This is a genomic window from Octadecabacter sp. B2R22 (genome assembly GCF_018861045.1).
Classification (GTDB): domain Bacteria; phylum Pseudomonadota; class Alphaproteobacteria; order Rhodobacterales; family Rhodobacteraceae; genus Octadecabacter.
The window spans coordinates 24980-43054 of record NZ_JAHKQJ010000007.1; the positions used below are offsets into that span (position 1 = coordinate 24980).

The following is an 18075-nucleotide window of genomic DNA, read 5'->3' on the forward strand; positions in this document are numbered from 1 at the left end:
ACAGTTAAGGACGTATCGCATGTTTGCCAATGGTCTGCCCTATCTCGCTATTCCGGGACCTTCAGTGATGCCTGACCGCGTGTTGCGCGCAATGCATCGGCCCGCGCCGAATATATACACGGGCGAATTGCACGACGTCACGCGCAGCTTGATCCCTGATCTGAAGGCCGTCGCCGGAACCAAACACAATGTCGCTATCTATATCGGGAACGGGCATGGCGTCTGGGAAGCAGCTTTGTCCAACGTGATTGGCGAAGGCGATACTGTTCTTGTGCTTGCAACGGGTCGTTTCTGCGTCGGTTGGGGCGAAATGGCGGATGGCCTTGGCGCGAAGGTTGAAACGCTTGATTTCGGCATGAGCAGCGCAGTCGATGTCGCGCAGGTCGAAGCCGCACTAAAGGCGGATACCGAAGGTAAGATTAAAGCCATCATGACTGTCTTGGTGGATACATCCACTGGTGTTTTAAATGATATCAATGGAATACGTGGCGCAATTGATTCGGTAGGGCACGACGCGTTATTCATGGTGGATTGTATCGCATCCATGGGCTGTGACGAATTTCATATGGATGATTGGGGCGTCGATATTGCCGTCGCCGCAAGCCAAAAGGGCCTGATGACACCGCCAGGGATTGGCTTCGTTTGGTTTAATGACAAAGCCGATGCTGTGCGGGGCGACATGAAACGCGTGTCCCGCTATTGGGACTGGCGGCCGCGCACGTCCGTTGAAGAATACTATCAGTACTTTAATGGCACGGCGCCGACGCACCACCTTTATGGGCTGCGCGAAGCCCTCGATATGATCAATGAGGAAGGTCTGTCGAACGTCTGGGCCCGCCACGATGGCTTGGCGCGTGCGATTTGGGCTGCGGCTGATGCGTGGGGGGCAGATGGCCCGCTTGAGATAAATGTAGCTGAACCATCACAACGGTCGCGCGCTGTGACGTCTGTTAAGTTGGACGAAGGGCAGGGCGATTCCTTAAGGGAATGGTGCGAAGACAAGATGGGTGTGACGTTGGGGATCGGTCTGGGCCGTGCACCCGCAAGTGCGTATTTCCGATTGGGTCACATGGGCCACGTAAATGGCCACATGGTCATGGGCTTTTTGGGGACCATTGATGCGGGGCTAAAGGCGCTGGGCATTCCTCACGGAAAAGGCGCGCTTGAGGCCGCATCCGCTGTTCTGGCCGATCTAGCGGGCGCCGATACGAGCCGCTCGAATGTGGATAAGCCCGTCGAGAAATGCTGCGGATAGCATGACCCAAACAATGCCTTTGATGGCTGCGAGTGTGAAAAACGCCATAAAGAGCGTTACCCCCGCCGTTACCAAAAAGGCGTTGGTGTAGTTTTCGACGCGTTGAATTGGGCGGCTCATTTTGATCCTCCGGCTAGGTTGGTGACTCCACCTTAGCGCGGTGACCTGAAAAATCACTTAAACCTTTTGTGCACTGTCTTTTGCGGCGACTAATGCCTTGGGAAGCGCCTTGGCGAACAGTTTCATGTCCTTGTTCGGCCCACACGACACCCTGATGCAGCGATCTTGTGGTGCAACGAAAGGCATGCGGACGAAAACTCCTTGTTCGATCAGGGATGCAAGCACAGCTCGCGCGAAATCACCGTCACCGCCGCAATCAATCGCTACGAAATTGGTGGCCGATGGGACCGCCTTTAGGTCATTGTCTTCAGCAATCTGATAAAGGGTCGCGCGCGCCTGTAAGACCTTCTCGCGCATCTTTTCAAGCCAATCCACGTCTTCCAACGCGGCAAGAGCGCCAGCTTGGCTGACGCGGCTCATGCCGAAATGGTTGCGCACGCGGTTGAAGGCGGAAATCAGACGTTTAGGGCCAATCGCATAACCGACCCGCGCGCCCGCCATGCCGTAAGCCTTTGAAAAGGTACGCAGGCGGATGACGCGTTCGTCCGCGGTATTGATCGGCGGCGCGATCCCGTTGGGCCCAAGTTCAACATAGGCTTCGTCCAGCACCAAAAGACAGCCGTCAGGGATGCTCTGGATCATTTGTTTTAGTGTTCCAGCCGTGTGCCATGTCCCCATCGGGTTGTCTGGGTTGGACAGGTAAATCAGTTTCGCGCCAACCTCGCGGGCCTTTGCGACCAAGTGATCGGGGTCCTCGTGATCTGCTGTGTAGTTGACTGTGTGGATCACTCCGCCATAGCCCGTGACATGATAATTGAACGTCGGATAGGCGCCAGCGCTGGTCACAACGGGCGTGCCTTCGGTCACGGTGAGGCGCACAAGGCTGTCCAACAAACCGTCAATACCGGCCCCAACCACAATCTCATCAGCGGCAACGCCATGTTTTACGGCCAATGCATTTCGTAGATCGTGGCTTTCGGGGTCGCCATACATCCACGTCTCTTTGATGGCCATTCGCATGGCACGGACCGCCTCGGGCGACGCACCAAAGGCGTTCTCGTTCGCGCCAAGCCTAGCCTTGAATGGAACACCCGCAGCGCGTTCCTGCGCTTCTGGTCCGACAAAAGGAACCGTCGCCGGAAGGCGAGCGGCAAGGGCGGTCAGGCGCGGGTCATTGTCTGAGCTACGGGACATAGGGGGAGTTTGGTCCGTCTGTTCCCCTTTGAAAAGAGTTAACACAGAGACCACCTATAATTTAGGAGAATAAATATGCCTAAACTTACACGACGCGGATTTCTTGCCACATCTGGTGCAGCCTTAGGGGTGCGTGGCGTTACACCACTCGCGCGGAGCGGTTCTGGCCGCCGAATTTTGACGCTGGTTTACGACAAATCGCTCGGCATGATGCGCGCGGTGGAACGGGTGGTTCACTAGGAACCACCCTGTCGTTTAGATTTCGTTGAGCTGAGCCAAAGCAGCAGACAGCTGCGCGATTTCTTCGGTCCGCAGCGCAAGGTTTGCCTTGGCTTCTTCGACCACTTCAGCCGTTGCGTTTTCGGCGAACTTGGGGTTGCCCAAGCGCCCGCGCAAACCGCCAGCCTCTTTTTCAACCTTGCCCAAAGACTTGGTGATACGCGCTTTTTCGGCGTCCACGTCGATGATGTCGGCCAATGGCAGCGCAAAGGTCGCGCCTTTGGTTCCGACCATCATGGATCCTTTAGGGGCCGCGCCAACAGTCAGGCTATCAACCCGCGCAAGACGTTTGATCAGGGCTTCATTGCCCGCCCAAGCAGCTTTTGCGGCGTCATCGGCCTCTGTTTGGATCAGCGGCACATATAGGCCAGCTGGAACGTTCATCTGCGCACGGGTTGAGCGGATGTTTTCGATGATCTGGATCACCCAAGACATCTCGCTGTCGGCTTGCGCGTCGATCAGGTCTGCCCCGTACTCAGGCCAGTCCTGATGAACGAGAAGGGAGGTGTTCCCATCCAGGGCCCACAGTTCTTCGGTGATGAACGGCATGATCGGGTGCATCAGGATCAGACACTGGTTCAAGACCCAGTTCATTACCTGTTGGGTTTCTAGTTTCTCGGCGTCGCTGCCATCCATCAACAATGGCTTGGACAGCTCTACGTACCAATCGCAAACCTTGCCCCAAACGAACTTGTACAGCGTGTCGGCTGCGTCGTTGAAACGGTAAGTATCAAGCGCGGCGTTGACATCTGCCAGTGCCGTCGCGGTCTCTCCGATGATCCATTTGTTCACGGATTGCGTGATATGGGTCGGGTATGGGTCCGATATGGGTCCGGTATGGGCGCGATCTGCCCCGAAGGCCCCATTCATTTCGGCAAATCGACAGGCATTCCAAAGCTTTGTGCCGAAATTCCGGTATCCGGCGATGCGCTGCGTGTCGAGCTTGAGTGCGCCGCCCAAAGAGGCCATCGCCGCGTTGGTAAATCTTAACGCGTCGGCACCGTATTCGTCGATGATATCGAGCGGGTCGATGACGTTGCCCGTGGATTTGGACATTTTCTTACCCTTGGCATCGCGCACGAGGCCATGGAGGTAGATCGTGTCAAACGGGATATCGCCAACAACAGCGAGCTGCATCATCATCATCCGCGCGACCCAGAAGAATAGAATGTCCTGCCCTGTGATCAGATCGGATGTTGGGAAGTATTTGGCGAGCTCGTCGGTTTCTTCGGGCCAGCCGAGCGTACCGATGGGCCAAAGGCCGGAGGAGAACCATGTGTCGAGGACGTCGGGGTCGCGGAACATAGGCAACTGCATCGGGCCTTCGAATGTGCGAATTGTCCCTTCGTCGCGCGTGTCGAGCAATTTGAGCTGCTCTTCAAGGACGGCGGTCGCCTCAAGGACATCAGCCACAATGCGGAACTCTGTGCCGTCGACGTTCTGTGCCATGGCTTTCGCGATGGCTTCTTCTTCGGTTGCTGCGCAAACCGAGAACCAGTCGTTCTGGCCCGGGTAGTACCAAACCGGGATCTGGTGGCCCCACCACAGCTGGCGGGAGATGCACCATGGTTCGATGTTCTCGAGCCAGTGATAATATGTTTTCTCGCCGGACTCGGGCAGGATTTTCACAGTCCCGTCCTTAACCGCGTCCAACGCAGGTTTCACTATTTTGTCGGTCTCGACGAACCATTGGTCCGTGAGCATGGGTTCGATGACGACCTTGGATCGGTCGCCAAACGGCTGCATGATTTTCTTGTTTTCGACCATCGGAACGGTCTCGGTCACGTCGACTTTTTCACCGTCGTCGTTTTTCACTTTGCGGGTGACGTCGTGCATGACGGCCAACCCCTCGGCGGTGATGTCAGCGATCACTTTTTCACGGGCCTCAAACCGGTCCAATCCGCGGTAGGCATCGGGGACAAGGTTCATCGCGGCAATCATCGACTCGTCGAATTCCTGTTCGCCATTGGCGATAGCTTGGGCGGTTGCAGCTTCCTCAACGTAGGGCTTACCGTCGGCGCGCATCGCGCCTTTGGTGTCCATGAGGGAGTACATCGGGATGCCGCCACGTTTGGCGACCATGTAGTCGTTGAAGTCGTGGGCACCGGTGATTTTCACCGCACCAGAGCCGAATTCCATGTCTGGATAGTCGTCGGTGATGATCGGGATCAAGCGACGGGACTCTTTCGGGCCAACCGGAATTTCGCATAGTTTTCCGATGATTGGGGCGTAACGTTCATCCCGCGGGTTCACCGCAACTGCGCCGTCACCCAGCATGGTTTCGGGGCGCGTGGTCGCGATAGAGATATAGTTGCGCTCTTCGCTAAGTATTACGTTTCCGTCTTCATCTTTCTCTTCGTAGGTGTAGGTCGCCCCACCCGCGAGCGGGTATTTGAAATGCCACATGTGGCCGTCGACCTCAACGTTCTCGACTTCAAGATCTGAGATCGCAGTCTCAAAGTGCGGGTCCCAATTGACCAGACGTTTGCCGCGATAGATGAGGCCTTTGTTGTACATCTCAACGAACACCTTAATCACGGCGTCGTGGAAATTCCCCTGCGCATCTGCGGGGGCACCGGGGGCGCCGGACATGGTGAAGGCTTCGCGCGCCCAATCGCAGGACGCGCCGAGGCGTTTGAGTTGGTTGATAATCTGGCCGCCGGATTCACCCTTCCATTCCCAGACCTTTTCTAAGAATTTTTCGCGCCCAAGTTCGGTGCGTTTGGGTTCGCCGTTTTCGGCAAGCTTACGTTCCACAACCATTTGCGTGGCGATGCCCGCGTGGTCGGTCCCCGGCTGCCAAAGGGTGTCGAACCCGCGCATGCGGTGCCAGCGCACAAGGATGTCTTGAAGCGTGTTGTTGAAGGCATGGCCCATGTGCAAAACGCCCGTGACGTTTGGCGGAGGGATCATCACACAATAAGTGTCATCACGTTTGGCATTGGCACCGGCCTTAAAGGCGTCAGCGGACAACCAGCGGTCAGTGATACGGGCTTCAGCCTCGTGTGCGTCAAATTTCTTTTCCATGGGCATGGGGGTGTGCCTTTCATCAAGTTGGGCATGAAATAGCCAAAGGGGACGGAAAGGGAAAGCGGCTGCGGGCGGAAACCACGAAAATTGGCGCCGGTTAATGGAATATGAACAGATGTTAACGGTTTGTTAGTACTTCGCGTTGCAAAATTAACTTGGGGATGCAGCGGGATGGGCTGCAACCCCGCAAAACAGGGTGCATGTTAATACGAGTTCCTATCGACCCGTATGTAGGCACCACTTACCCAGAAATTCCGTCTACGCATGACCCCTGTTTTGCCGCCTCCCGGCTCGGGGTTACCGCCTGCCGAGCGGTTCACGGTCCCCGACGCGAATAACGGCAGGGTCATAGGGCTCGCGGGCGAAGACCGTGTGCACCATGGGGGTGAAATATTCGATAGGCTTGTGCGGGTAGTCGGGGTCAAATGACGACTGATCCCAGCGTTCACAGAAGGTCGCGCAGTCATCGAAATAGGGGTGGCCTGCGTAGGCTTGGCGTTTTTCAGGGTCTGCGCCGACATGTTCGCCGTAATATACCAGCTGGAAATCACCGTGCTTTTCGACGACCCATGTGACCTGCTCGCGCACAAAGGGGCGCAGGATCGTCGCCGCGTATTCGTCATGATTGTAAGGGGCGAAGATGTCGCCAATGTCGTGCAGGAGCGTGCCGACAATCCAGTCGATATCTGCGCCATCGGCCTCTGCGCGGGTTGCGGATTGCAAGGAGTGCCCAAGGCGGGTGATCTGATATCCCGACAGGCTTTCGTCCAAACTGACCAGCGCGGTCAATAGGCGGTCCGCGGTGCCCTTGGTGTATTCGACTTCGTGTTTCGTCAAAAATGCGTAGTCTTCGGCGTCGCCGTCTTTCATTTGGGTGAACTTTACACGATCCATATGGGGCCTCTTTTTGTGTGCGTGCAACTTGCCGTAAGTGCAATTGCGTTCATCATGGCGAGGGGCGCGATCTGGCGCAATGAAATTGGCCCGTTAGGAATGATGGCGTGTTCGCGGTTTCGTTGATGGACAGTGAAGTCTGCTTGGGGGATGCTAGCTTTATGAACGGAGTAGTAACCATACTTGCGCTACAAGGATCGGAACTTACACGGCACAGGGGGCGTTTATGTCTCTGACGAGGTTTATGCGATCCCTGTTCGGGCGGCACGGCCACAGTGAGACAGGGGGCATCCGCAAACGCGGAGCAGCCACCCATGTCATCATTCTGGATGGGACGATGTCATCGCTCGAGGATGGGTATGAAACCCACGCCGGCCAGCTGTATAAGTTGTTGCGCGAGGCTGGAACCGGAGCGAACCTGACGGTCTACTACGAACCGGGCATCCAATGGAAAGAATGGCGCGCGACATTGGACGTCATGCAAGGGCGTGGCATCAACCGGCAGATCAAGCGCGCCTATGGTGTGTTGGCATCGCGCTACCGTGTTGGTGATACGATTGTGTTGGCGGGGTATTCACGCGGGGCTTATGCTGTGCGGTCGTTGGCGGGCGTTGTGGATATGGTCGGACTTGTGAAATCTGACTGTGCAACCGAGCGAAACATTCAACTGGCATATCGGCATTATCGCCGTGGCGGGCGCGGTGCGGCGGCCGAAGCCTTTCGTAAACGCATGTGCCATACAGACGTCGAGATCGAAGCGGTCGCTGTGTGGGATACGGTCAAAGCCCTTGGAATGCGGCTGCCGATTCTGTGGCGTTGGTCGCTTGTCGATCATGAATTCCACAACCATGCGCTGGGCGCTTCGGTGAAGAACGGGTTTCATGCCTTGGCCATTGATGAAACGAGGGAGGCGTACACGCCGGTTTTGTGGTCCTGTCCCCCAGGCTGGGAAGGGCGTGTTGAACAGCTTTGGTTCCCTGGGACCCACGGCGATGTTGGCGGACAGATTGACGGCGTGGACGCGGTTCGCCCGCTCTCAAACATGTCGCTGGTTTGGATGTTGGACCGTTTGGAAGCCTGTGGCTTGCCTTTGCCCGAAAGCTGGCTGGGTCGATTTCCGACGGATCAAACGGCCCCTTCGATTGGCCGCTGGAAGGGTTGGTCCAAATTGTTTTTGGCGCGCAAAGCCCGTGTGGTGGGGCGCGACCCTTCGGAACGGCTGCACCCATCCCTACTTGGTCGCAAAACACGCATCCGTCGCGTGCCATTGCCAAATTGAAGCCGCCTTTGGCGGCTGCTGTTTTCATTGGCGCGTTTGGTAAAGCTGAGCCAATCTCGGGCGCTCGCGCTCGCTGTTAGGCTACTTTTTCAAGCCGAACTTGTGGTGTCAGCCCCAAAGCGCGGCAGATGTCGCGGCTGAGTTCTGGTTTGTTAAGCGTGTAAAAGTGCAGGTGTTCGACACCTTCGTTTAGCAAATCGTCGCAGAGTTCGCTGGCTTGCGCCACGGCGAGGAGATCAGCCGTTTCCTGTGTGTCGGCATGGCCGAATGCATCCGAGAGGACCTTGGGGATCGCGGCGCCACAGCTTGCGGCGAACTTTTGGATGCCAGTCCAGTTTTCGATCGGCAGAATGCCGGGCAGGATGGGCGCGGTAATGCCCGCATCTGCGCAAGCATCACGGAACCGCAAGAACGTGTCCGGCTCAAAGAAGAACTGAGTGATAGCCTGCGTTGCACCAGCATCAAACTTGGCCTTGAGGTGATCGATGCAGGCTTGCGGGTTTGTGGCGTCAGGGTGAGGTTCGGGATAGGCGCCCACGGTCACATCAAACCCCTTGTCAGCAAGGGCCCGTGTCAATTCAACCGAACCGGAAAAGCCATCTTTAGCAGGCGTGAAGCCGCCGCTGCCCTTTGGCGGGTCACCACGCAATGCAACGATGTGGTTTACGCCAGCCGCTTTATAGCTGTCCGCGATAGACAAGGTTTCTTCGCGTGTGGCGTCAACGCAGGTCAGGTGCGCGGCCACGGTGAGATCCGTCGTTGTGCCGATTGTGTCCACAGCCTCATGGGTGAGTTTGCGGGTCGTGCCACCAGCACCATAGGTCACAGATACGAATTCAGGCGCGAACGGTGCCAAGACCTGCACGCAGTCCCACAGCCGGAAGGAGGCTTGCAGGGATTTGGGCGGGAAGAATTCGAAGGATACGGACGGGGTGGACATGGGATTCTCCTGAAGGTTGCGCCTTTATCGCGGATCGGTGTATGTGAAGCAAATTCATAACCTTCAATAAGATCATGAGGATCGTTGCGATATGCACATTGAGTTCCGTCATCTGCGCACCATCAAGGCGATTCATGACACAGGCGGATTGGCCCGCGCCGCCGAGACCTTGGGCATCACGCAATCTGCGTTGAGCCATCAAATTAAAGGGATTGAGGATCAGGCGGGCGTGGAATTATTTGTGCGCCGCTCCAAGCCTCTGAAGCTGTCGGCAGCCGGATTGCGGATGTTGGCTGCGGCCGAACGGATCCTGCCCGAGGTGGCCGCTTTAGAGCAGGAATTTACCGGATTGGTGCAAGGACGGGCAGGGCGCATGCATATTGCGATCGAATGTCATGCCTGTTTTGAGTGGCTGTTTCCCGTTCTCGAAGGGTTCCGTAAAGCTTGGCCTGATGTAGATGTCGATATCCGCCCGGGTTTGGCGTTTGATGCCTTACCTGCATTGCGCAAAGAAGAGGTTGATTTGGTCGTGTCCTCGGACCCTGAGGACATACCGGGTGTCACGTTCCTGCCGCTGTTCGACTACGAACCAATTTTCGTGGCCGCCACCAATCATCCATTGGCAGCGAAAGAATGGATCGACGCGGAAGATTTTCGTAATGAAACCTTAATCACCTATCCGGTCGAACGGGCACGGCTTGATGTGTTTTCACAATTGTTGACCCCAGCGAAGGTCGCACCAAAAGACCTGCGCCAAGTTGAACTGACTGCGGTGATCCTGCTGTTGGTCGCGTCCAATCGCGGCGTTGCTGTTCTGCCTGATTGGGTAGTGCGGCAAACCTCATATGGGTCGGACTACATCACGCGCCCGTTGACGGAAAAAGGGCTGACCCGACGCCTTTATGCAGCGGTACGCGAAGAAGAAGCAGACCTGCCATATGTGGCGCATCTTGTGCGAAATGCCCGTCAAGAAGCGGTGAAACTTCAACGGCCAGATATCGTTTAGACAGCATGATCGTCCAAATTCCAGTCGCAGTGGGCTAAAACCGTTCAATATCGATCTTGCTGCCCCTTGTCGGTTTAACTGCACTCCCCTATACGCCGCTTCGAATGAGTGCGTGGGCAATGCGGCCCGATCGTACAAAGGAGACCACCATGGCTTTAAGTGCAAATCTAAACGTGATGATGAAAACCGCGCGCCGCGCAGGTCGCGCGTTGCTTAAGGACTTCGGTGAGGTCGAGAATTTGCAGGTCTCCACTAAAGGACCGGGCGACTTTGTAAGCCGCGCAGATCGCAACGCGGAATACATGATCAAAGAAGCGTTGATGGAAGCGCGTCCAACCTACGGGTTCTTGGGCGAAGAAGGCACAGAAGTCGAAGGCGAGGACCCAACACGTCGTTGGATCGTTGACCCGCTGGACGGCACAACCAACTTCTTGCACGGCATGCCGCACTGGGCTGTTTCGATCGCGCTTGAGCACAAAGGCGAGATCGTCATCGGTGTGATTTATGACCCTGTTAAGGACGAGTTGTTCTTTGCGGAAAAAGGGTCAGGCGCATGGATGAACGAAAAGCGCATGCGCGTGTCTGGCCGCAACAAGATGATCGAAAGCGTGTTCGCAACGGGTCTGCCGTTTGCGGGCCGATCTGATTTGCCAGAAACGTTGCAAGACCTTGCACGTATCTTGCCAACCTGTGCCGGTGTGCGCCGTTGGGGCGCAGCTGCGCTTGATTTGGCCTATGTTGCAGCTGGCCGTTACGACGGGTTCTGGGAACGTCGTCTGCACCCGTGGGACATGGCTGCGGGTCTTCTGATCGTGCGCGAGGCAGGTGGCATCGTTGAGCCGTTGACTGTCGGTGGTGACATCATGGGCGACAAAGCCGTGATTTGTGCCGCAGAACCAATCTTTGACCAGTTCGCGAAAGTCATCCGCAACTAAACGTGCGGATTAAAGTTCAGCAAAAAGATCGATCTGATATCCGTCAGGGTCTTTGACCGTGGCGTACCGTTGACCCCAAAACGCATCCCAAGGTTCAACCGTCAGGGTATGACCTGCGGCCTTTAGCGCCGCAGCCGCCGCGTCAACTTCGGCAGGGGTATCGCAGAGCATTGCGAAACTGGAATGATTGGGCGGCACGGGCGCATGCCCCGTTAACTGTTCCATCAAAGCGGCGGTGTCGATCATCAAACGTACGTCGCCCGGCTTGGTTATGGGTTCAACGTGCTGATCTTCCGCGCCCCATTTAGGGAATTCAAACCCCAGTAATTCGTAGAACGCGACCGTTTTGGCCATATCTTTCGAGGAAACCGCCACGGCATCTAATCGGATCATGTCAGGCCTTTCGATCAGAGGGGTGATTAACCCCGTCATTCCATGCGATGGGTTCATGCTCTGCAGGGTTCACACCATCGATGCCGCCCATATTGACCCCGTATTCATTGGGGTTGGAGCGACGTTGGTGGTGCGTGTAAATCCCGCAGGTCTTGCAAAAATGGTGTTTTGCTGTGCCGGTGTTAAAGGAATAAAGCGTCAAGTTTTCGGCACCCTTTACCACTTCCAGATCGCCGACATTCACGGTGACGGCTGGGGCACCACGGCGCCTGCAAAACGAACAATCGCACCGCCGCGCAGAGTTCAGACCATCCGCCAGCGTGACCTTCAGCTCAACAGCGCCGCAGTGGCATGTCACTTTGGTCATCGGTTTCTCCGCACAATCGGGACATTGGAAGTCGGGTAATGGGTCTCAGGGTGTGGCGGGTGGCCGTGGGTGCGATCCCAATATTTGGTGGCCCCGCGGCGCAACCAAATCGGGATTGTAATCACCATGCCAGCGATGAACCCGCCAACATGTGCCCAGTAGGCTGTGCCGCCGCCATTGAGATCACTGCCGAGGCCGTTAAACACCTGCAACGCCATCCAGACGCCCAACACGACGAACGATGGCAGGGAAAAGATGCGAAAGAAGATCACAAAGAAAAAGAAAATGTCGACCCGCGCCTTTGGGAACAACAGCAAATAGCCCCCCATAACGCCAGCAATCGCGCCGGATGCACCGACCATCGGGATTTGGCTTCCTGTGTTGGGAAGGTATTGCAGGTAAGCGGCGGCAAGCCCGCTGGCGATGTAGAAAATCAAGAACGGGACATGCCCGAACTCTTCTTCCATATTGTCGCCAAAAATCCACAAAAACAGCATGTTACCAGCGATATGCATGAGGCCGCCATGCAGAAACATATGGGTAAACATGCCTGTGTAGCCATCACCGCTTTCAAACAGTACGGGCCAGAAAGCGTAGTCAATCAGGAACTGATTTGAGCTGCTGACATTCGTGAGAACGCCATATTGCCACGCAAAGACTGCGATGTTGATCGCGATCAAAGCGTAGGTGACATATGGCGTGCGTTCGGACGGGTTGTGATCTCGAATAGGTAACATCGTGTGACCGTCCGCCAATCACGACGGGCGGTCAAGGAATTATGCGCCCACTTCCGCCAGAAGCGCCGCATTACCGCCCGCTGCGGTTGTATCGACACAGATATGGCGTTCGTGCAGCACGTGCCCCGCATCCAGCGCACCTGTGATCAGCGGAACAATGGGGCCTGTGCGTTTCGCCAGCGCCTGTTCAAAGACACGCGCCGAGGCGTCATCGCCGTTCCAAACCACTGCAGCGCAGTTCACGTGTGCGAGGTCGGGCGCTGTGTCGTTCAGCAGCATCGGTATCCCACCAAGGTCGAGCACTTGATCCGCCTGCGCTTGTCGATCTGGCCCAAGGCACAGGATCGGCCCGCGCGGATGCGAGGACAACCGATTAGATTCACCCGTCGGGCCGGGCAAATCCACGGGCGCTGCGGGTGGTGTAGGGGCGTCTACGTGTTCAGCAAAGCGCGGCATATACATCGGTCCGCCTGCCTTTGGCCCCGTGCCAGAAAGTCCTTCTCCGCCGAAGGGCTGGCTGCCGACGACTGCGCCGATTTGATTGCGGTTTACGTAGATGTTGCCGGCGTCAACTTGGTCCAAAACTTGTTCGACGCGGTCATCGATGCGGGTATGCAGGCCAAAGGTCAGTCCGTATCCGGTGGCGTTGATGTCCTCGATCACCTTGTTCAGATCGCGGGCCTTGTAGGTGGCCACGTGCAGCACAGGGCCAAAGATTTCGCGTTTCAGATCGGCGATGCTATCTACCTTGATGACGGTTGGCGCGACGAAGGTGCCATCACCAGGGGTGGGCAGTGCGTGCAGCACTCGGCCTTCGGCATCAGCCACGTCAATGTGGTCTTGGATCGTTTTCCGCGCCGCCTCGTCGATGACAGGGCCAACATCTGTGGACAACATCCAAGGATCGCCCATGCGCAGCTCATCCATCGCGCCTTTCAGCATGTGCAGCACTTTGTCGGCGACGTCTTCCTGGACATACAGACAGCGCAACGCCGAACACCGCTGACCCGCGGATTGGAACGCTGATTGCAAGATATCGCGCACGGCATGTTCGGGCAGGGCGGTGGAATCGACGATCATTGCATTTAGCCCGCCAGTTTCAGCGATCAACGGTGTGCCGGGTTTGCAGGTGTCAGCCATGGCCGCGCGGATTTTCAACGCGGTGGCGGTCGATCCGGTAAAGGCAACGCCACCCAGCCGCGCATCAGCTGTAACAGCCGCCCCGATATCGCCGCCACCCGGCAACAGGTGCAACACTTCGGTCGGAACGCCAGCGCTGTGCATCAACTGCACCGCGCGATGCGCGATCAGGCCGGTTTGTTCCGCGGGCTTTGCAAGGACCCCATTCCCAGCCGCAAGCGCCGCCGCAATCTGTCCCGTGAAAATCGCGAGAGGGAAGTTCCACGGCGAAATACAGGCCCAGATTCCACGTGGAGTTGGGCCGCGTTCTTCGGCTTCTGCGGCGTAATAGTACAAGAAATCAACGGCTTCACGCAGTTCCCCGACACAGTCGAGCATGGTCTTTCCCGCTTCGCGGTGCAGCAGGCCAAAGAGTTCATTTGCATTGTCTTCATAAGATTTCGCAATGGCGCGCAAAACAGTGGCGCGATCTTTAACAGGGATATTCCACGGCGTTGCCGCGCCCATTGCGAATTGTGCGTCATCAATGCTGGCCCATGTAATATGCCCGACAATGTCATCAGGTTTGGCGGGATTGCGCACAGGGTGTGGGGTGGATGACGACGGGTCTGAAGACGTCAGGGGCGCTGCACGCCATTGATGGGTTTCAAAAGGTTTGCGACCCACCTCGATCGCATCAAGTGTGGGTTGATGCGTGATGTCCCAACCGCGTGAATTGGCACGATGGGGGCGGAACAGCTGCGGTCCTTTTGGAAGGTCGGGCGTATTTCCGATGCCCTCGAATGGGTCGGCTGCGACGACTACGGGCGGGACGGTTTCATCGACGATCTGGTTGACGAACGATGAATTTGCGCCGTTTTCCAGCAGGCGTCGTACAAGGTAGGCCAGCAGGTCTTCGTGCGCACCAACGGGGGCATAAATCCGGCAGCGGGTGTCGTTATCCTTTAGCACAATCTTATGCAGTGTTTCACCCATGCCGTGCAGACGCTGGAACTCAAAGGTGTCTTTCGGTGTGTCGCGCGCCATGTGCAAGATTGCGGAAACTGTATGGGCATTATGCGTGGCAAATTGCGGGTAGATGTGATCAGTGAGTGTGAGGAGTTTGCGTGCGTTAGATATATAGCTCACATCTGTGTGGTTTTTTGATGTGAAGACAGGAAAGCCATCTAACCCCATAACTTGGGCACGCTTAATCTCGGCGTCCCAATAGGCCCCCTTTACAAGCCGCACCATCAGTTTGCGATCCGTGCGTTGGGCCAAGTCCGCAAGCCTGTCAATCACATGACCCGCACGTTGACCAAACGCTTGAACAACTACGCCAAAGCCATCCCATCCCGCAAGGGCAGGGTCGCTGACCACGGCCTCGATCACGTCAAGTGAGAGCGAAAGGCGGTCGGCCTCCTCTGCGTCTACATTGAAACCCTGACCCGCCGATTTGGCCAGCATGGCGAGACTGCGCAGACGCGGGACAAGTTCGGCCATGACACGGTCGCGCTGGGCTTCTTCGTAACGCGGGTGGAGCGCCGAGAGTTTGACGGAAATCCCGGGATTTTCGGCGACAGTGCCATGGGTGCAGGCGACGGCAATGGATGAAATCGCGCGGGAATAGGCCAAATGATAGTGTTTTGCGTCCTCATCTGTGCGCGCCGCTTCGCCGAGCATATCGTAGCTATAGGTGAACCCTTGCGCCTCCATTCCGGCGGCCCGTTTCATTGCAGCATTAATGTCTACGCCCAGAACGAACTGCCGCCCCATTTCGCGCATGGCACGGGCTACAGCAGTGCGGATGACGGGTTCACCCAATCGTTTGATTGCACGGCGCAAAGGCTGTGCCATGCCGCGATCATCTTCCAGTACTCGTCCGGTCAACATCAGGGCCCAAGTCGATGCGTTCACAAGGCTAGAGGCGGATTTGCCCAAGTGGGTGCCCCAATTGGATGGGGCGATCTTATCGTCAATCAACGCGTCTATCGTATCGGCGTCAGGGACCCGCAGAAGCGCCTCAGCCAGACACATCAGCGCGATGCCTTCATCTGTAGAAAGCCCGTATTCGGCCAAGAAGACCTCCATCAAGCCAGGGTCGGACGCAGCCCGAATGCGGCTAACAAGGTCAGCCCCCGCCGCGGCAATATCTGCGCGATCTTGTGGTGACAGCTTGGCCGTCTCGACAAGCGAATTAACGGCAGCCGTTTCGTCTTGGAGGTATGTTGCGTCGATCTGTTGGCGAAAGCGGTTTGCTGAAAGGTGGGGCATTGGGGCCTCCTGATGCCAAAAACTAGGTTTATTTATTTCCTTTGATATCCTATATAGTCGGATCAAATGGACTTAAGGTGGCTTAAATTGAAGGCGCTTTAATTAAAGGTGGGGATAATTTGTGACCGAACGAACTTTTGAGATGGACGGGTTTGATCGCAAGATTCTCGACGTCATTGCAGTTGACGGTAGAATCAGCGTGACCGAGTTGTCAAAGCGGATTGGCCTGTCGAAATCCCCGACCCAAGCACGCCTGCGGCGGCTTGAGGAAAATGGCGTTGTGCGCGGGTACCGCGCTTTATTGGACCCAATTCGGCTGGGGCGCGACCACGTTGCGTTCGTTGAGGTGAAGCTTACCGATACGCGAGAAGCAGCGTTGGCTGAGTTTAACAACGCGGTGTTGCAGATTCCTGAGATCGAACAATGCCATCTGATCGCGGGCGCGTTCGATTATTTGCTAAAGGTCCGTACGGCCTCCATGACGAGCTACCGCGTTGTTTTGGCTGAACGTTTGTCGACGCTACCTTATTTGGCGAACACGTCGACCTATGTTGCCATGCAGTCTGTCAAAGAAGAAGCCGTTGCTCCGCCAGTTGGATGATCGCAAAGGCGTGAGTTGACGCGGCGCAGTTTTGGGCCATTCTTTGGGGTCATGAAAGCGCTAAAACATTTGTGCCTTGCTGCGAGCCCGTTCTTTGTCTCACCGGCCTTTGCTGTGTGTCCCGAAGACGTAGGCGTTGGTGAAGCCCTTGTAGAAATCGTTGAAAACATGCGCGACGCGCCAAGCGAAGCCTCAGCGCGCCAGTTTTCGAATGCAATGTGGGAAATCTGGTTGGATGCCCCCGATGAACTGGCACAGGCGATGCTGGACGAGGGCTTGGCCACGCAGCGATACGGTGACTACGACGCAAGCCGCGCTGTTTTGAGCGAGCTTATTGCGTACTGCCCGACCTATGCCGAAGGGTATAATCAACGGGCCTATGCCGCGTTTTTGTCTTTTGATTTTGAGGCAGCATTGGTTGATCTGGATATCGCGATAGATTTGCAGCCCGTCCACTTGGGCGCCCTAACAGGCAAAGCGCGCACCTTGATCGAATTAGGCCGCGACGACGAGGCACAGGTGGTTTTGCGTGAAGCTTTGGACATCAATCCTTGGCTTGCGGAACGTCATTTGCTGGATGGGTCAATCGAAAGCGATATCTGACTAGACGCCGCGCAACATTTGCCTATGTTCGCACTCGTTGCCTAACCCGTGTGCCCGCGTGGTGGAATGGTAGACACTGGAGACTTAAAATCTCTTGGCCGTATGGCCGTGCCGGTTCGAGTCCGGCCGCGGGTACCAACACTTTCTCAAAAGCGATGAACCGACGGCCGGCTGATGTGTTACATCCGTGCTGCTGACAGGGCGATGGCCTGTTGGTACACGGTTGCGGCATTCCATTCGTTCAACACGCGGAAGTTGGCGCTGCCTTCTTGATAGCCTTGTCCGGGTTGCCAGCCTTTTTGGCGCAAGAAGTTCGCTGTGGACGCAAGGCTGTCAGTTACAGAATAGAGATCAACACGCCCATTGCCATCAGCATCGACGCCATAGCGCAGCGCGTTGCCTGGAAGGAACTGTGTGTGGCCCATTTCACCGTGGGCTGCGCCACGCTGGTTCGCGCCGAGCCCGCCTTGGTCCACCAACATCAACGCGGCAATCGCGTGTGGTGTGAAGAACCCAGAACGGCGGCAGTCATACGCGACGGTCGTGATGCTATCGACAACTGGTGTGTTGCCCATTGTACGCCCGAACCCTGTTTCCATGCCGTGGATAGCCAGCAAGATGCCCGCTGGGACGCCATAAGCGCTTTCGAGAGAGGCATAGAAGTTGGCGTTTTGATTGTATTGACGGCGCATTTGGCCAGCAAAGCTATCAAGGCTGCCGAGGCGGATGCGGATAAACTCGTTCAACTCATAGCGCACACCCGTTTGGTTGCGGTCAGCGTTGATTGTGGATTGCGAATATTGCGCATTGGCCAAGGCAGACAGGCCAGCTTGCCCGACACCTGCAGCGGCGGCTTCGGCGGCAAAGGCTTGTTTCCAAGCGGCAAAACCGCTGCTGTCGTTGCCACAAGGCGCGGCAAGTGTAGGTGAGGCGAGGGCCGCAAAGGCGGCGGCAAGAACGAAACGCATTAAGAGTACTCCGATTGAATGGTTGATCAGAAGCTAACATGTTTTGTTCAAGTGGGTAGTCAGGTTTTCAAGGCCTTTTCT

The 18075-nt window shown here is 56.5% G+C and carries 16 protein-coding genes and 1 tRNA gene; 8 read left to right on the plus strand and 9 right to left on the minus strand.

The genetic code is table 11. From position 1 onward, the window contains the following. The first annotated feature begins 19 nt into the window (after positions 1–19). Entirely contained in the window at positions 20–1255 is a 1236-nt protein-coding gene (locus tag KO486_RS05480) for an aminotransferase class V-fold PLP-dependent enzyme (protein ID WP_216036253.1), read from the plus strand. A 177-nt stretch (positions 1256–1432) separates the two neighbouring features. On the opposite strand, the gene KO486_RS05485 is transcribed toward KO486_RS05480, so the two are convergent. After that, the gene (locus tag KO486_RS05485; protein WP_216036254.1) at positions 1433–2569 is read right to left on the minus strand and encodes a pyridoxal phosphate-dependent aminotransferase; all 1137 of its coding nucleotides are present in this window, start codon (positions 2567–2569) and stop codon (positions 1433–1435) included. 75 nt (positions 2570–2644) lie between these two features. Between KO486_RS05485 and KO486_RS05490 the strand changes: the two genes are divergently transcribed. Further along, the gene (locus tag KO486_RS05490) at positions 2645–2809 is read left to right on the plus strand and encodes a Tat pathway signal protein (protein ID WP_216036255.1); all 165 of its coding nucleotides are present in this window, start codon (positions 2645–2647) and stop codon (positions 2807–2809) included. Between the two features lie 15 nt (positions 2810–2824). Here the strand turns inward: KO486_RS05490 and KO486_RS05495 are convergent, their stop codons facing one another. Next, positions 2825–5881, minus strand: a complete 3057-nt coding sequence (locus tag KO486_RS05495; RefSeq protein ID WP_216036256.1) for a valine--tRNA ligase — start codon at positions 5879–5881, stop codon at positions 2825–2827. Positions 5882–6175: 294 nt separating this feature from the next. Continuing rightward, a complete protein-coding gene (locus tag KO486_RS05500) occupies positions 6176–6772 on the minus strand; it encodes an HD domain-containing protein (protein ID WP_216036257.1) in 597 nt (198 codons plus the stop codon). A gap of 226 nt (positions 6773–6998) precedes the next feature. Here KO486_RS05500 and KO486_RS05505 point away from each other — a divergent pair, with 226 nt between their 5' ends. Then, a complete protein-coding gene (locus KO486_RS05505) occupies positions 6999–8051 on the plus strand; it encodes a DUF2235 domain-containing protein (protein WP_216036258.1) in 1053 nt (350 codons plus the stop codon). 76 nt (positions 8052–8127) lie between these two features. Here KO486_RS05505 and metF read toward each other — a convergent pair whose 3' ends face one another. Beyond that, complete coding sequence (gene metF / locus KO486_RS05510) at positions 8128–8991, minus strand: methylenetetrahydrofolate reductase [NAD(P)H] (protein ID WP_216036259.1); 864 nt, start codon at positions 8989–8991, stop codon at positions 8128–8130. A 91-nt stretch (positions 8992–9082) separates the two neighbouring features. On the opposite strand from metF, the gene KO486_RS05515 reads away from it, so the two are divergent. Together KO486_RS05515 and KO486_RS05520 are read left to right on the plus strand one after the other, a co-directional pair. After that, entirely contained in the window at positions 9083–9997 is a 915-nt protein-coding gene (locus KO486_RS05515; RefSeq protein ID WP_216036260.1) for a LysR family transcriptional regulator, read from the plus strand. Between the two features lie 149 nt (positions 9998–10146). Continuing rightward, positions 10147–10932: an inositol monophosphatase family protein gene (locus KO486_RS05520; protein ID WP_216036261.1), complete on the plus strand. Its 786-nt coding sequence runs from the start codon at positions 10147–10149 to the stop codon at positions 10930–10932. Between the two features lie 9 nt (positions 10933–10941). On the opposite strand, the gene KO486_RS05525 is transcribed toward KO486_RS05520, so the two are convergent. The 4 genes from KO486_RS05525 to putA are packed head-to-tail and all read right to left on the minus strand — an operon-like array spanning position 10942 to position 15822. Continuing rightward, positions 10942–11325 (minus strand): VOC family protein, encoded by a 384-nt coding sequence (locus KO486_RS05525; protein WP_216036262.1) that lies wholly within the window; start codon positions 11323–11325, stop codon positions 10942–10944. A 1-nt stretch (position 11326) separates the two neighbouring features. Further along, the gene (locus tag KO486_RS05530) at positions 11327–11692 is read right to left on the minus strand and encodes a GFA family protein (protein WP_216036263.1); all 366 of its coding nucleotides are present in this window, start codon (positions 11690–11692) and stop codon (positions 11327–11329) included. Further along, the gene (locus KO486_RS05535) at positions 11689–12429 is read right to left on the minus strand and encodes a rhomboid family intramembrane serine protease (RefSeq protein ID WP_216036264.1); all 741 of its coding nucleotides are present in this window, start codon (positions 12427–12429) and stop codon (positions 11689–11691) included. The genes KO486_RS05530 and KO486_RS05535 overlap by 4 nt, the downstream gene beginning before the upstream one ends. A 39-nt stretch (positions 12430–12468) precedes the next feature. Next, a complete protein-coding gene (gene putA, locus KO486_RS05540) occupies positions 12469–15822 on the minus strand; it encodes a bifunctional proline dehydrogenase/L-glutamate gamma-semialdehyde dehydrogenase PutA (protein WP_216036265.1) in 3354 nt (1117 codons plus the stop codon). Between the two features lie 121 nt (positions 15823–15943). Between putA and KO486_RS05545 the strand changes: the two genes are divergently transcribed. From KO486_RS05545 to KO486_RS05555, 3 genes are all read left to right on the plus strand, one after another. Continuing rightward, the gene (locus KO486_RS05545; protein ID WP_216036266.1) at positions 15944–16423 is read left to right on the plus strand and encodes an Lrp/AsnC ligand binding domain-containing protein; all 480 of its coding nucleotides are present in this window, start codon (positions 15944–15946) and stop codon (positions 16421–16423) included. A gap of 51 nt (positions 16424–16474) precedes the next feature. After that, complete coding sequence (locus tag KO486_RS05550) at positions 16475–17026, plus strand: hypothetical protein (RefSeq protein WP_216036267.1); 552 nt, start codon at positions 16475–16477, stop codon at positions 17024–17026. Between the two features lie 52 nt (positions 17027–17078). Beyond that, positions 17079–17164 (plus strand) — tRNA-Leu (locus KO486_RS05555). Between the two features lie 41 nt (positions 17165–17205). On the opposite strand, the gene KO486_RS05560 is transcribed toward KO486_RS05555, so the two are convergent. Then, positions 17206–17994 carry a lytic murein transglycosylase gene (locus KO486_RS05560; protein ID WP_216036268.1) on the minus strand — a complete coding sequence of 263 codons (789 nt, stop codon included), beginning with the start codon at positions 17992–17994 and terminating at the stop codon, positions 17206–17208. Positions 17995–18075 lie beyond the last annotated feature (81 nt).